Annotated in this window: 12 protein-coding genes; 6 read left to right on the forward strand and 6 right to left on the reverse strand. The window is 42.3% G+C overall.

Annotation, left to right across the window (positions count from 1 at the left end; all coding sequences use genetic code 11):
• Positions 1-55: 55 nt before the first annotated feature.
• The 3 genes from KYS23_RS15430 to betB form a co-directional block, all read right to left on the reverse strand.
• Positions 56-1,273 (reverse strand): BCCT family transporter, encoded by a 1,218-nt coding sequence (locus tag KYS23_RS15430; protein WP_159529954.1) that lies wholly within the window; start codon positions 1,271-1,273, stop codon positions 56-58.
• A 103-nt stretch (positions 1,274-1,376) separates the two neighbouring features.
• Positions 1,377-3,047, reverse strand: a complete 1,671-nt coding sequence (gene betA / locus KYS23_RS15435; protein WP_159529952.1) for a choline dehydrogenase — start codon at positions 3,045-3,047, stop codon at positions 1,377-1,379.
• The gene (betB, locus tag KYS23_RS15440; protein WP_218419355.1) at positions 3,047-4,510 is read right to left on the reverse strand and encodes a betaine-aldehyde dehydrogenase; all 1,464 of its coding nucleotides are present in this window, start codon (positions 4,508-4,510) and stop codon (positions 3,047-3,049) included. Before betB ends, betA begins: the two co-directional genes overlap by 1 nt.
• Before the next feature lie 806 nt (positions 4,511-5,316).
• Here betB and KYS23_RS15445 point away from each other — a divergent pair.
• The gene (locus KYS23_RS15445) at positions 5,317-6,690 is read left to right on the forward strand and encodes a hypothetical protein (RefSeq protein WP_218396371.1); all 1,374 of its coding nucleotides are present in this window, start codon (positions 5,317-5,319) and stop codon (positions 6,688-6,690) included.
• 39 nt (positions 6,691-6,729) lie between these two features.
• Here the strand turns inward: KYS23_RS15445 and KYS23_RS15450 are convergent, their stop codons facing one another.
• Positions 6,730-7,683, reverse strand: a complete 954-nt coding sequence (locus KYS23_RS15450; protein ID WP_159529948.1) for a LysR family transcriptional regulator — start codon at positions 7,681-7,683, stop codon at positions 6,730-6,732.
• Positions 7,684-7,917: 234 nt separating this feature from the next.
• Here KYS23_RS15450 and KYS23_RS15455 point away from each other — a divergent pair, with 234 nt between their 5' ends.
• From KYS23_RS15455 to KYS23_RS15470, 4 genes are all read left to right on the forward strand, one after another.
• A complete protein-coding gene (locus KYS23_RS15455) occupies positions 7,918-8,763 on the forward strand; it encodes a DUF4437 domain-containing protein (protein WP_218419295.1) in 846 nt (281 codons plus the stop codon).
• Between the two features lie 324 nt (positions 8,764-9,087).
• The gene (locus KYS23_RS15460) at positions 9,088-10,146 is read left to right on the forward strand and encodes a hypothetical protein (protein WP_218419297.1); all 1,059 of its coding nucleotides are present in this window, start codon (positions 9,088-9,090) and stop codon (positions 10,144-10,146) included.
• 9 nt (positions 10,147-10,155) lie between these two features.
• A complete protein-coding gene (locus tag KYS23_RS15465) occupies positions 10,156-10,641 on the forward strand; it encodes a YfiR family protein (protein WP_218419299.1) in 486 nt (161 codons plus the stop codon).
• Positions 10,638-12,698 carry a bifunctional diguanylate cyclase/phosphodiesterase gene (locus KYS23_RS15470; protein WP_218419301.1) on the forward strand — a complete coding sequence of 687 codons (2,061 nt, stop codon included), beginning with the start codon at positions 10,638-10,640 and terminating at the stop codon, positions 12,696-12,698. Before KYS23_RS15465 ends, KYS23_RS15470 begins: the two co-directional genes overlap by 4 nt.
• On the opposite strand, the gene KYS23_RS15475 is transcribed toward KYS23_RS15470, so the two are convergent.
• Entirely contained in the window at positions 12,695-13,504 is an 810-nt protein-coding gene (locus tag KYS23_RS15475; protein ID WP_218396364.1) for a DUF3307 domain-containing protein, read from the reverse strand. The two genes, KYS23_RS15470 and KYS23_RS15475, sit on opposite strands and share 4 nt — an antisense overlap.
• Before the next feature lie 2 nt (positions 13,505-13,506).
• On the reverse strand, positions 13,507-14,145 hold the full coding sequence (locus KYS23_RS15480) for a hypothetical protein (RefSeq protein ID WP_218396362.1): 639 nt from the start codon (positions 14,143-14,145) through the stop codon (positions 13,507-13,509).
• Between the two features lie 408 nt (positions 14,146-14,553).
• On the opposite strand from KYS23_RS15480, the gene KYS23_RS15485 reads away from it, so the two are divergent.
• Complete coding sequence (locus KYS23_RS15485) at positions 14,554-15,090, forward strand: TetR/AcrR family transcriptional regulator (RefSeq protein ID WP_159529935.1); 537 nt, start codon at positions 14,554-14,556, stop codon at positions 15,088-15,090.
• Positions 15,091-15,102: the final 12 nt, after the last annotated feature.

Here is a 15,102-nt window from a genome sequence, read left to right on the forward strand (position 1 = left end):
TTTTTTATTTTATTTTGTGTTTTTAGATAGATAGTGATGTTTTTATTTGAGGCTTTTACGAGCCTGAATCTATTTTTGTAAAATCTATTTCGTTGTCTTTAGGAGAACTATCGATATTTTTTACGGTTTTTGGTTTTCGGTAAAACATGAAAAATGCGCAGCTGAAAAATAGGCCGATGACTAATGCACCTACCCACTGAATTTGTAAAAACTCTAATTTAAACAGCAGAGTTAGTAAGGAAAGCATGGCTACATTCATAGCAATGTACTTAACCCTTCCGAAGCGTTTTACGGTTAAATTTAAGTTGTCTGTATACAAGCGAATAAGCGAATCTAATGAGTTAATGACAAACACAACCCCTACGAAGGCCATCGCAAAGTTCTTCAAGCCTGTGGTGGGTATGCCAGCTTCGTGATATTGATAAATAACGCTAAACCACACCGCAATAGGTATTGAAGGAAATATCAGCATGGCACCTAGCACTTGATAGGTGCGTAAACCTCCTACAAAACGCGAGGTAAACTGCCCAATCATGATGCTCCATGCGAACCACCAAAATAAGTAAAACTCATGGTATTCGTTTAGCGGCAATACAAAATGTTCAATGTTTCCAAAGTAACTGCCTATCAGCTCTAAATTATGTGTAAATGCGGCAATTTGGCTGTCATTTCCCAAGAAGGCGCCCGCCCACATGAAGCCGATTAACGCGATAAACAACCATGTTGTAGAGATACTTAATAACCGTACATATTTAATGTCGGTGCTGGAGTAAACCGCAAAGCAGATAGCCGCGAACACGATGAAATAGAAAGTAGGTATGATGGACTCACCATCGCCGATAGCAGGTAAATACCAGGGTAAATTCGACAACAGTAAAAACGCGGTAAAGGCGCAGGTACCAATAATGACCACGTTATTAATGAATTTAACCAGTGGTATTTCGAAGAACTTAACCTTGGGCTCTACCACGCAAAAATAAAAACAGGTAAGAAAGTAAAAGCCCCATATTAGAAAGCCCCAATAGCCAAACTCAATCGCGATAGGGTTAGTAAAGGCGTATTCAGGGTTCGCTGCTATGTTTGCATAGCCACCGAACTCGGTAAGCGGAAACATGATCAAGCCAACGTCTAGGCCCGAGGTAAATAGAATGGCGATAAAAGTGAAAAGCCTAACCGGCGTGACACCGATACACTTCACATTTCCCCATTTAACAAGAATAACCACAATGGCCAATAGGGTGAAAATGATCCCAGCATTAAGCCATAAGGTCATTACTACCTCCCCAAAACAAACGATAATGCTCCATCTTTCTTCCTGTTGTTATATTTTTCATACGTACCAAAAATGCCTTTTTGGTACGTGTAGGCCGCTCAGATTAAATCGTTGAATTACGCTGAACCGTTTCCCAGTTTGTTGATGTAGCAACGCTAACCGGTGAATGTGCTAGCGCTGGCTTGCCCAGTATTAAGTCAGCCGCTTTTTCTGCCACCATAATAGTGGGCGCGTTTAAGTTGCCGTTAGGTACAGTTGGGAAAATTGAAGAATCCACCACCCGTAGCCTCTCAATACCGTGCACTTGCGTATTGGAGTTCACTACGGCCATGGCATCTTCACCCATTTTGCACGAGCATGACGGGTGATAGGCGCTTTCAACCGATTGGCGCACAAAGGCGTCAATTTCTTCATCGGTTTGAATATGCTTACCTGGTTGAATTTCATCTTCTCGGTAGTCGTCAAACGCGCTTTGTTCAATGATTTCACGCGTTAAACGCACGCAGGCACGAAAGCCTTCAATGTCGTCTTGATGCTGCAAGTAGTTAAATTGAATTTTGGGTGCGTCGGTAGGATTAGCCGTTTTAATAGTAACGGCACCACGGCTTTTAGGCTTATTGTGACCAACATGCACTTGAAAACCATGGCCATCAAAGGCACTACGTCCGTCGTAACGCATGGCCGCTGGTAAGAAGTGATATTGAATATCTGGCCATTCAACACCAGGTTTCGAGCGAATAAACGCGCAAGACTCAAAATGGTTGGTGGCACCTAACCCTTTGCGGGTAAACATCCAACGTGCACCAATTAAGCCTTTTGAAATCAGCCCTAATTTACCGTTAAGCGTAATAGGCTGTTTGCACTTGTATTGAAAGTAAAACTCCAAGTGATCTTGTAGGTTCTGCCCTACCCCTGGCAAATGGTGCTTAACGTCAACGCCTGCTGCTTTAAGCGTTTCGCTGTCGCCAATGCCAGAAAGTTGTAAAAGGTGTGGCGAGCCAATAGAACCGGCGCTTAACACCACTTCTTTATTGGCTTTTGCGGTAACACGTTTACCGTTTACGCTGTACTGCACACCCACCGCTTTTTTGCCTTCAAGTATAACTTTTTCAGCCAGTGCACCGGTAACAAGCGTTAGGTTTTTGCGCGATTTAACCGGGTCTAGGTATTCACGGCTGGCCGAACTGCGCACGCCGTCTTTCACGGTCATGTGCATAGGGCCAAAGCCTTCCTGCTGGGCGGCGTTATAATCAGCCGTTGTAGCGTAGCCCGCTTCTTTTCCTGCTTCTATAAAGGCGGTGTATAAAGGGTTGGCCATTTCGTTGCCATTGTTAACCCCTAATGGCCCATTGCCACCTCGGTATTCGTCGTTCCCTAGGTAGAAAGATTCAGCCTTTTGGAAGTACGGTAAGCACGCTTGGTAGTTCCAGCCTTGTGCGCCATGTGCTTCCCATTCATCAAAATCTTTTGCATGGCCGCGAACATACACCATGCCATTTATAGATGAAGAACCTCCTAATACCTTGCCTCGTGGGCAATGCATTTTACGGTTATCTAGAAACGGCTCTTCTTCAGTGTGGAACTGCCATGCGTATTTGTCGCTATTCATGGGAATAGACAATGCCGTGGGCATTTTAATAAAAATGCTTTTATCGCTACTGCCGGTTTCTAGCAAAAGCACGTTATGGCTTGCGTCTTCTGATAGCCGGTTAGCTAACACACACCCTGCAGAGCCAGCACCTACTATGATGTAATCATATGCTTGCTTACTCATTAAAACGGGCTCTCTATGTCGGTCATGCCCACATATACTGATTTGGTCTGTGTGTAGTGATCGAGCGTTTCAATTCCGTTTTCGCGGCCAATACCAGACTGCTTATAGCCGCCCACAGGCATTTCAGCCGGTGAATTACCATAGCTGTTTATCCAGCAAATACCGGCTTGCAGCTTGTGGATAACACGGTGTGCCCGTTTAATATCTTTGGTAAACACACCTGCAGCCAAGCCTAAGTGGGTATTGTTAGCACGCTGAATAACAACGGCTTCGTCTTCAAACACCAACACACTCATGACTGGGCCAAAGATTTCTTCTTTAACAATAGTCATATCGTCGGTGCAATCGGTAAATACAGTAGGTGCCACAAAGTAGCCGTTTGGCGCAGATTCAGGGCTAAGCGTTGTGCCGCCCGTTAGTACGGTAGCGCCTTCTTCAACACCTTTATTGATGTAGCTCATCACTAGATCTTGGTGATTTTTAGAAATAAGTGCGCCTAAATTCACGTTAGGATCGAGCGGGTCGCCAGCAACTATGTTTTGTTCTGTACGGGCTTTAAGCTCGTCAATAAAGGCTTGGTATACCGATTTATGCACGTAAACCCGTGTACAGTTTGTGCAAACTTCACCTTGGGTATAAAAGTTACCCAGCATGGCTGCGCTTACTGCTTGCGATACGTCGGCGTCTTCAAACACCAACAATGGCGATTTACCACCAAGTTCCATGGTGACGTCTTTTAATGAACCCGCTGCACTCGCCACTACCTTTTTGCCTGTACCGACTTCGCCAGTAAAAGACACTTTTTCAATATCTGGGTGTTGGGTTAACCATTGGCCAACTTCTGCTGCACCTTGTACAACATTGAACACGCCAGCTGGTACGCCCGCTTCAAAGAAAATTTCAGCAAGTTTAATAGCACCTAATGGTGTTTCTTCTGAAGGTTTAAACAGTAAGGCGTTACCTGCCGCTAAGGCAGGGCCAGACTTCCAACACGCAATTTGTAGCGGGTAGTTCCATGCACCAATGCCCGCACAAATGCCAAGCGGCTCTTTGCGGGTGTAGTAAAAGTCGTCACCCACCATTTGCTGTTGACCCACTTGCGTTGGCGCTAAGCCTGCAAAATATTCAATGACATCAGCACCGGTTTCAACGTCTACGCACTCGGCTTCTTGCCAAGGCTTACCTGTATCTAGAACTTCAATTTTAGCCAGTTCATCGTTTCGTTCGCGTAACAATGACACAGCTTTTAATAAAATACGGCTACGCTCAACCGGTGTCATAGCAGACCAAGTAGCAAAGCCTTCTTTTGCGCTTGCTATTGCCGCTTGTTGCACCCCTTCGTCTGCCACTTCAACATGGTAAATAACTTCGTCGGTAGCAGGGTTTTTAACCGCAAACGTTTCGCCACTTTTATTGGCGATGAATTTGCCATGAATGAAATTTTGATAAACCGGTGTTGTCACATTAAAACCTATCTTGATAAGTGCCAGCAGATTAAAACATGCTGACATTGTTCAAATTCATTTTGTCAGGCGTGCAGACTACTTTACGCAGGCCTGATCTCTCGAAGTAACACACATACCGCTTGATTAACGTCTTGAATCCGTTATCTATACATAAAGCGTTTACAGATAAAGTTTCCACTTGAGATTACAACTGCTAGTTGAAAGCTTGTTTCCACAAACGGCACTATTCAGTATTGAAGACTAAGAAAGATATTCAACTCTATCTGAGAAATGTGTATTTTTTATTAATTGATCGTTCAATAAAAATAAATACTAAGGGATTAACACTAATAATTCAACGTTGACAAAAGCTGAATTTATTTAAAAATGATTTGAGCTAAATCTAAGGCGCTTTGATTGAGCACAGACTAAAAGGTCAAAATGCACAAAAACTGATGCTTTATTGGTTTACTTTTCTTTATTTAGTATGATTTATATACTATTTTTGGAGCCGGTTATTTTGGTATAAATAAACTTTCGTCTGTTAGAAGTTACGATTAGATTGAACACGAACAATTTATTACGCTAAGCACTAACCTAAAAGCAGTTCATAAAACACTCAAAAAAGTTTTAGATACTATGCATGCCTGGAATAAGTACTAGTTAAATGGATGGGCATAATAAGTATCCTCAAATAATTTCAAAATGCATTGCCACCCTATATGGGTTAGATTATCCCTAGTATTCTTCTTAACAAAACCAAACTAGTGCATACTTTCGTAAGAAGCTGCAACACTGTGACAAACAAGGCGAAAATTACTTAAGTGCAAAAAATTAAACTTACACAAGATGAAAACCTATCTATTAGAGTCGATTATCAGCTGCTACCTAGCGATCATCAGCGTCTTGACCTGTTTTTTTCATTGCCTGACGACATGGGAATTAGCGCTAAAACCCTCACCGAAGAACAATATTTTCACCATAGCATTCAAAATCACAGTGCCTACTACTCCGATCAACTCCATGTACCACTGGTACGCAGTCGCTTTATCAGTCAGAAAAAAGGCGAGCAGAGTGATTACCGCTTAAACTTGAATTTGTACTCGTATCAAATACGTACCGCACTCGACACTGATATAAAACAAACCCTCAAGTTAAAAGACAGCAAAACCTTTTACCCCCAAGCTATAGAACTTGCAGAACAAACCTCTAGTTTGTTGAAAAAGCTCAGGCGTTATACACCCACTGATGAAAAATTAAGGGCTTACTTCGAAAATGCAGACAACTATTTAAGTTGGCAGGTAGAGCAGTCATTTTTGAAGTTGTTATCGGCTGCACCTAAAAGCAGTGATTATTCCAGTGAGCGAAAATTTCTTTTCGATTTTTGTCGCCGTGAGAACCAATACCGTGAAGATAATCAATACAATTCACAAATCACACTGGATGATCCCAATCGTATTACTAACAAAATGCGGTTATTACAGCGCTTAATTGAGTACGGCGTGGTGTTCCAGAAAAAAACCAAAAGTTTGAATACCTATTTAAACCGCCTAGTGCGTGGCACGGTTACCGCAATTATTATGGCTTTAGTGATGGTATTGGTGTTGAACGCTCGTACTAACTTCACTGAAGTTACCGTCGCCTTTGTAGGTATTCTTGGGGTTATTTACGGGCTAAGGGAAATCTTTAAAGAAGACATTACGCGGGTAATTTGGCGGCGTATTCAAAAAGGGCTACCGAAATGGAAGATTATTTATAGCCACAGTGTGAATAAAAGCAGAATAGCCACCCAAACTATTTGGCTTGAATACATTCGCAATAAAGATTTACCGAAGCAAGTTGATAAGTTGTATCAAACCCGCAGGCAACAAAACAAACAAGCGGCACAGTTACTTCATTTTCGCAGCGACACTCGCGTAAATGCGAAAAACTTCCTGCCAGGTTACGACGACATACAGCAACGTATTTATTTTAACCTCACCCCCTTTGTTCGCTTTCTAAAGAAAGGTGAAGGTAGGCTGTATTCTTTAGAAAACAACAAAATTACTAAACAAGCCGTTGAGCGACGCTATCAAATAAACGTTGTGCTGATGCATACCAACAAACAAAAGCAGCAGCAAGTACAGCGATTTAAGATAACCCTAAACCGCTCTACTATTATCAATATTGAAGCACTGGAAGTCCGTGAAAACCCGTGAATTTTTTACCTGCTGAATTATTCATCCTACTGTTGCGGGTTATTCTGATGCAGGCCAGTCTTCTTCACTTATCATTTCTTTTTCAATCAGCGCGTTTCTAAGCGTATTTATTTTCACCTTCAGTTCATCCCTAATTAGCCGTATAGCAGGCGTTATAAGTTGTCTACTAGGTAACACCAGCCACATTTCAGTTAGGGAAATTTGATAAGCAGGCATAACCCGCTGAAGGCGCCCCGCCAGTAAATCCTCTGCAATATCAATAACCGATTTCTTTGCGATTCCCACCCCATCAACACACCATCGGCGCACAATATCGCCGTCATTCACTGCACGGTTACTTTTCACTTTAACTTTGAATTTCTCTTTGTCTTTATACAAATCCCAACCGTCGTGGGTTAGCTCGTACAATTTGTAAAGCAATGCATTGTGATTTGCTAATTCTTCGGGGCTAGTAGGTTCCCCATACTTTTCAATATAGCGTGGCGAAGCACAAATAAAGTGTGGAATATTACAAATTTTGAACCCATACATATTGAGCTCTTGAACCGCGCTTTTGGTCATGGCTCTTAGTGCAACGTCTACCCCGTCGCGGTAGAAATCCACACGGCTGTCACTTACCTGTAACCTAACTGATACGTCTTCATGTTCCGCCATAATATCGTTTAGCAAAACCCGCATTAGGTTACGTCCCATCTCCGAAGACATGGCCATTTTCACTTCGCCATTAATGTCTTGCTGCTCTTCACTAATACGCATAACACCTTGTTGCAGCAAGTCTACTGCTTGCTGACATAAGGGTAGAAAACGCTCACCTTCAGGGGATAATCGTATTTTGCGGGTAGTTCTCACAAACAGTTGAGTGCCAAGCTCTTGCTCTATACGCTTTAATGCTACGCTTGCGGCAGAGGAACTTATGTCTAGCTGGTTCGCTGCAGCAGTTATTGAATGCAGTTCTGCCACCTTGAGCAATACTTGCAAGTCTTCTATCTTCATAACATCTTCTTTTTTATTTAGTAGAATTTAGTTTTATTAACGCTATGGTTGTGTAACTACAATGGCATAAACTTTAGCCAGGTTCATTTCATTATAGCTAAAACCGAATCAATATCTTCAAGTACAGCAACTATTATCCACGTTTTAACGAAAGTGTATTGGCGATTAGCCCATTTATCCACTGCCTTTCAGCCCATAAAATACACCCAAGCAATCAAGTTAAAGGGTTTAAAAATGAAATTCACAGTTAAAGCAACATCGCTCGCACTTGCGTTTTCTAGCGCCGTGTCACTTTCAACATCATTTACAAGTACATCAGCGTTTGCCGCAGAAACAGCATCTAAGGTCGTAGCAGCAGATGATATTGAATGGGGTTACCTTAACCCGCTTCGCGGCGATAAGAGCCCAAGCGCAGCAGACCTTTGGGGCGACCGCACTAAAGATACTGCAACCGGTATGCTAGTACGTTTTAATAAAGGTTTTGAGTCTCCACCGCATATTCATAATATTACGTATCGCGGCATTGTGATTGAAGGTGCTATGCATAATGACGATCCTAGTGCAGGTAAAATGTGGATGCCTGCGGGTTCTTTTTGGACCCAACCTGCTGGCGAAGATCACACCACAGCAGCAAACGGCAGCGCCAATTTAATCTATTTAGAAATTGATTCTGGCCCTTATTTGGTACAACCATCTAATGAGCATTTTGATAATGGTGAACGCCCGTTAAACCTGCATAAAGACAACATTGTGTGGCTTAACAGTGGTGAGCTGCACGACATAACTGCAGCGGGTGTCTCGTCTACTTATTTGTGGGGCAGCTCCGGCGATATGAATGGCTCAATGGTAAAATTACCCGCTGGCTTTAAAGGCACTATTGGTACACGCGCCAGCGAATTTCGCGCTGTCGTTATAGCTGGCGACGTAGATTATCAGTCAGTAGAAGTAACATCACCTATATCGTTAAGTGCGGGTAGCTATGTGGAGTCTACTGGCACCTTTAACCATCAACTAGTGAATGAAGGTCAGCAAGAAGCGACTATTTATATTCGCACCGATAGTGCATACCGCGTATTCTAATAACCATAATGAGTGGGTTAAGCCTATAGCTTTAAAGGGTTAACTCACTTGTTCTAGTTTTTAGTTAGCCCGTACCGTAAAAGGCCGTGACTTGTGAGCTGTTGGTTGGCTTCTGCATTAAATTGAAACGCGTTCTTAATAGGCTATTAATAGGTGGAAAATTTTTCATTTGTTTATTAACTTATTCCTTCCTAATCAATTAGTTGAATAGCTCCCATATTTGGTTGACGAGTATATTAGAAGTTTGTAATAGTGTAGCATTACCTTATACTTTGCATTCTTCTTTGTGTTTACTTTTCCCTTGGCCAATCTCGGAGCACATCAATGAGAACATTTCTGAGAATAGCCAGTTTTGGCTTAGTTTCTTTTACCTCTAATGCATTAGCCCAAAGTACACCTTCAGAATTCGCTGAATTAAGCTTTCAAGCGTTGCTTGATATTGATATAAACGAAAACGATACCCAGCAATTTTCAGCGAATAAGTGGAGCTTCTCTGTACAACTAAAAGCCGCAGAATTTGATGGCTATAAAATCGATGATAGCGATATAAGTCTCGATGATGTGTTGTTCTCGCCTGGTGAAGAACCACGAACTACAAACAACTTTCCTGTTGTACCGACAATTATCGACCAGTACGCTAAAATTGTTCAACTAGGTTACCAAGTAAATGAAGGTCTAAAACTAGGAATTCAAGTTCCTTTCATTCACCAAGAAACTGACCATATCAGTGTAGTACCAGGTTACGAACATTTTGTTATTTCATCTTCAGGCATGAGCGATATTGCGCTTTCAGCAAGTTATGCGTTAGAAGACAATAGTGATTTTAGTTGGTGGGTAACAGCGGGAATTAGTTTGCCAACCGGATCCATCGATGAGCAAGGCGATACGCCTAGAGATGCAGGTAATCAACAACTTCCCTACACAATGCAGCTAGGCTCGGGAACCTACGACTTCCCTGTTGAAGTGAGTTATCAAAATAAGGGCGAGCACGCATTTACTATCACCCTATCAGCCATGCTCCGCACGGGTACCAACGATAGGAACTATCGCCTAGGAAACAACTATAAACTTAGTGGAAAATATAACTTCCCACTTTCCCAGAGCACAGCATTGTTCACTGGAGTCGCCTTTGGCTACTCAGAATCTATCCACGGGCAAGACGATGAAATCACGATAGGTGGTAACAACCCCTACCCTGCAAGTATTACTAATCCTGATCTGTATGGCGGAGAAAAAGTAAGTGTGTTCGGGGGGATTTCATTTGTTCCCATCGACTGGTTAAAAGTGGTTGCCGATGTCAGTAAGCCTGTATATCAAAATCTAAATGGCCCTCAACCCCAAGAGTTGTGGCGAGCTGGCCTTCAACTTTCTGTGTTGTATTAAGCGTTGTATATGCGTTCATTACTGATTGTTGTCGTTCTGACCTTAGGTGTCAGTCACTCAGCATTTGCTGACCTAAAAAAGGTCGACAAGCTTAAAGCGGCTTACATGTTTAACTTCACAAAATTTATGACATGGAGCAGTATTAACACTGACTCGGTCAATTTTTGCGTGCAGAATGATGAGGCGTTTCAGCAATTTTTAACCCAGTTAGTTGAAAGCAGGCCTAGTAGCAGTGGTGCACCCATTCGCATCGTTGTGTTAGATGGTAAACAGAGCTGCACCTTTGCATTCCTAACCAAAAATGATGACAGCCTGTTAAACCTTACCACTTCAACCATCATTATAAGTGATTTACCTAACCTTATTGACCGCCCATCGGTATTTACGTTTTATGAGGAAAACAATCGGTTAAGGTTTGAAATTGATTTAGCAGAGGCTGAGCGTCTTAAATTATCGATTAGCTCCGAATTGTTGAAGGTAGCGAAAATAAAATGATATTTCGTTCTACGTCGTTTTTCACAAAACAATTGTTTGCCATCCTCTCGGTTAACTTCCTATCGCTATGCCTAGTAGCGGGTTTACTGTATTCCAATTTTGTGGATGATTACAAAACTAACTTAGTGAACGTGCTTAGCAGCCAGTCTAAATTGTTGGCTTCGGCCAGCCGTTCATCGGTACTTTTCAATGACGCTCAACCTACCCAAGATTTACTGTTTGCAGCATCGCAGTTGCAAGCTACGTTAACCGCCAAGGTTTACGATGCTGAATTTAACCTGTTCGCCGAATATGCCAGAGAAGGCGTCTTCGACTTAACCTCCCCCCAGCAGCTACCTTTAGGGGCCACCTTTAAAGACGATGCGCTTTACTTTTTAGAACCTATCATTTTCGATAAAGAAATTATTGGCTACCTTTTGTTATCGGCCAGTACGCACTCTCTTGATACACAACAGCATCAAGCAATGCTGGTAGTATTAAGCGTATTGTTGCTAAGCATGCTGCTCTCTTACTTGCTAAATTTTCGTTTACAGAAACTCTTTACCAGCCCCATCGACAAACTGATCGCGCTTATTAGAAAAGTCGCAACATCTCGTGAATATCACACTCGCCTGCCAGCAGTACGCAATGATGAATTAGGCGAATTATTTTCTGGCGTTAACGATATTTTAGCAACCGTTGAAAATCACCAAGAGCAGCTAAAGGCTCATAATACTGAGCTTGAGAGTTTAGTAGAGCTTCGAACTCGCCAACTTTACCAACGTGCCAATTATGATGCGTTAACGCACTTACCGAATCGCCACCTATTTTTGGATCAATTGGAACTTGCGGTAAACAAAGCTAATAAATATGGCAGCCCACTGGCCGTCATGTTTCTAGATTTAGATCGCTTTAAACTTATCAACGACAGTTTAGGGCATGATATTGGCGATAAGGTACTTATTGAAGTTTCGAAAAAGCTGACTGAAATTGTGAAACGACAAGACAGTGTATCTAGGTGGGGTGGCGATGAATTTGTTGTTATGGTTGAAGAAACTCACTCTAAAGATGATTTAGCGTACCTTGCGAATGAAATTATCGCGAGCTTGAGTGAACCGATGCTATTGGAATGTCATCAACTTCACATTTCTACCAGTATTGGTATCGCAATATATGAAACTCAGAATGAAAACGGCATATCCCTCTTAAAGCATGCCGATACCAGTATGTATCATGCGAAAGAGAATGGACCAGGCCAGTTCTGCTTCTTCGATAACGGCATGTTAGAGAATTCATTAAATCGACTGTCTGTGGAAGGGCAACTTCGACAAGCGCTAAAACTTGAAGATGCTTTTCATATGGTTTATCAGCCCCAAATTTGTGCCCATTCTGGTCATGTTCAAGGCATGGAAGCGTTAATACGTTGGCAAGATGATGAAGGTAACTATATTCCTCCTTCACACTTCATACCTATTGCTGAAGAAGCAGGTCTTATCAATATGCTGAGCATATGGATTTTAAATCGTGTGAGCGCTCAAATGAATCAATGGCGTGCACAAGGGATTCCTATAGTGCCTATTGCGATTAACTTGCCAGCTTGTTTTATTACCCAATTAGATTGTGCCGAGCAAATTGCCGAGATTATGTCGTGTAACCAGATTCCGCCTGAATTCATTGAAATTGAACTGACTGAAAATACGTTTATAAGCTCTACCGAATTTGCATTAACATCACTGAAGAAACTAAAAAAATTGGGCTTTAAAGTATCCATTGATGACTTTGGTACCGGCTATTCCTGCTTAAGCTATATTTCTACGTTACCCATTGATAAATTGAAAATTGATGGCAGCTTCGTTAAAAAACTAGGCAAGTCAAAATCTAACGATGGTATTGTAAGCGCTATTGTTATGCTGGCCAAAGGACTTAACCTAGCCACGGTGGGTGAATGCGTAGAAACAGAAAACCAGCTTGTACGCCTGCGTGAAATGGGCTGCGACGTGATTCAAGGCTACTATTACCATCCTCCCTTACAGGTGGGTGCAGCTGCAACATTGATGCTAGAAACTATCGAGAACTAAATTTTTCCAACAAACCACCTAGCGGTAAGCCCGACCGCTAGCGTAATGACTACACTCGTTAATGTGCCCAGTAATACATATTCCGTTAGTTTCTTGTCTTCGCTTTTTGTCAAATCGCCAAACCGAAAGATTGATTTAGCAGCAAGTAGAAAACCTATTGCAGCAAATTGATTGAGCAGTACAAAGGTAAGAATAAGCAAGCGCTCTAAATAGCCAATTCGCTGCCCTGCCATGGCGAGCGTATTTTGTATAGGAAGCTGAACCAGTGGGCTAGTTGTTTTAGGTTTGGCATGCTCATCAAGCTCTTTGCTCCATGGCGACAGAAGTTGTTTTATGAAAATGGACGTTGGTTTTAAAATAATTAAGTACGCCAAGAGTAAGGCCAGATGCTGGTGATTAACCAGTAAGAGTTGCTTAAACAATGCCCCGACCTGATTAGTAAGCATCGCCCATAAAATAACAATTACACCTATGTGCGCGGCTTGATCGACTGCAAACGCTAGTGTTGTGCTTCCCGCGTAAGACTTTATTGCATCAATAACAAAATGGCTTATTAATACCCCACCAGCTACCATCAATAATGCTGCAATATCGATATCCGCCATGCCCGCCTCTTTTGTCGTAAATACCGACACGGCGAACAACGTAATAAGTGCTAGCACACCATGCAGTAGAGCATGAAGGTATAACGCAGGCGATTGCAGATGTTTAGTGTTTCGGCTTTCCACCCAGCGAGTTGGCTGAAAATAGAAGTCTCCCAGTAAATGGGCAACCAATAGCCCTATTACCATGCTAAGTTGCTCCATGCTTACTGCTCCGTTTTCACTTCTGTTGCCATGTAATGCAAATAATCACTAACTAGGTGATATTGACTCGCGATTAAAATACGGGTGATGTTGCTACGGGTTTTCCCCAGCGTATTCGCTATACTTTCGTGACCTTTATCTTTTGCTTTAATATAGGCAAGTAACGTTTCTGACTGTGTTTGCGTTAAGGAAGTCATATGACTATCGACAAATGCAGTCAATAGACTTGCGTGTTTATTAAACGCTTCATTGTCGCTTGAAAAAGCGAGGAATTGGGACTTCATACTATCCAGCGTCCTACCCGAGCGTACGAAGGCGTCACCATTTCCAGTTTTCACTTTTCCATCAGTAAAACTTACTCCACCAATCCCTACGCTAATACGCACATCTGTAGTCGGCGTGCAGGCTTTTAATGCTAACCTGATGCAAATGGCGACAAGCATGGCACTTTCAGGCTCAGGTATGACAACTTGAAAAGCATCACCACGAAATACGTCGTACTGCCCGTTGTATAATGCAGATTGCGCTTTAAGTTCGTTGGTTAGCACCTGTAACACATGTGCTAAATCAGTATCGCTTAACTGCTGTGAGTTTGCGATATCACCGGTTATCACCGCCTGCCGCTTTTTTGTATTATCCATACCTTCCCTTTTCGGTGACAGCTCGCTTTAGTTCATCATTAGCCAGTTTGCCCTCGTGTTCACGAACTTGCATCATAGACACGACTCAGATTGCCTGTGTTTTTATACAAGTGCAATATTACACGGCAGTTAGTTTGCTTAGTTATAAAGTTACTATAAATAATCACATTTAACAAAGTTACCATAAACAATCACTTATCGAAAGGTTACTCTAAACGGTAACAGAAACAGAATAACGACACGAATCAGCGCAAATTACTCACTCAAAAAAGGCCGTGTACGAAGGGATATTCCCCAATCTTATACTGCGACTTGCAAAGGTAGAATGATTGCTCTACCCTCACCTCATTAAAGTAGAGCAAATATTCTACCCGTCTCGTAGAAGTTGGCCAGAGATTGGAGATCAAAATGACACCCGATGAGCGAAAAAATGACATTGCCGCACGGTTAGAAAACGCATTTAGCGTTAATGGCTTCACCCAGCCTAATGTCGCCTCGTTAAAAGAACAAACAGGCACTACGCTAAAAACCTTATACAAATACTTTCCTTCTAAGGAAGAGATGATCATTGGGGCGCTCACCCATCGCCACCAGCGGTATTTATCATTTCTAGCAACAGACTGCCCGAACGATATGAAAGCCGCAGTACAGCATGTTTTTTCACGTTTGGCGTTATGGCTACAGCAATACGCCCCTAACGGATGCATGTCACTACAAGCCTTATCTAGCTACCCAAACTACACACAGATAACCACAGCCGTAAATACTCATAAAGCCGACGTACGCCAATGGCTTTACGACTTAACCCAAAGCGAATCACTGTCTCGTTCACTTTTCATTATGCATGAAGGTATGTCGGCTGCGTGGCCAACCATGGGCGAAGAAGCGTTAACCACAACGCAAGCTATGTTAGATCAAACACTTGTAGAACACGGTTTATCTTAAAGGAGACAATTT

The sequence above is a fragment of the Alteromonas lipotrueae genome, assembly GCF_019249255.1.
Classification (GTDB): Bacteria; Pseudomonadota; Gammaproteobacteria; order Enterobacterales; family Alteromonadaceae; genus Alteromonas; species Alteromonas lipotrueae.

What these genes read in the sequence shown, in the direction of transcription:
- KYS23_RS15430 (WP_159529954.1), bottom strand. Translation starts at nt 1,273, where the DNA reads ATGACCTTATGGCTTAATGCTGGGATCATTTTCACCCTATTGGCCATT.
- betA (WP_159529952.1), bottom strand. Translation starts at nt 3,047, where the DNA reads ATGAGTAAGCAAGCATATGATTACATCATAGTAGGTGCTGGCTCTGCA.
- KYS23_RS15450 (WP_159529948.1), bottom strand. Translation starts at nt 7,683, where the DNA reads ATGAAGATAGAAGACTTGCAAGTATTGCTCAAGGTGGCAGAACTGCAT.
- KYS23_RS15455 (WP_218419295.1), top strand. Translation starts at nt 7,918, where the DNA reads ATGAAATTCACAGTTAAAGCAACATCGCTCGCACTTGCGTTTTCTAGC.
- KYS23_RS15460 (WP_218419297.1), top strand. Translation starts at nt 9,088, where the DNA reads ATGAGAACATTTCTGAGAATAGCCAGTTTTGGCTTAGTTTCTTTTACC.
- KYS23_RS15465 (WP_218419299.1), top strand. Translation starts at nt 10,156, where the DNA reads ATGCGTTCATTACTGATTGTTGTCGTTCTGACCTTAGGTGTCAGTCAC.
- KYS23_RS15470 (WP_218419301.1), top strand. Translation starts at nt 10,638, where the DNA reads ATGATATTTCGTTCTACGTCGTTTTTCACAAAACAATTGTTTGCCATC.
- KYS23_RS15475 (WP_218396364.1), bottom strand. Translation starts at nt 13,504, where the DNA reads ATGGAGCAACTTAGCATGGTAATAGGGCTATTGGTTGCCCATTTACTG.
- KYS23_RS15480 (WP_218396362.1), bottom strand. Translation starts at nt 14,145, where the DNA reads ATGGATAATACAAAAAAGCGGCAGGCGGTGATAACCGGTGATATCGCA.
- KYS23_RS15485 (WP_159529935.1), top strand. Translation starts at nt 14,554, where the DNA reads ATGACACCCGATGAGCGAAAAAATGACATTGCCGCACGGTTAGAAAAC.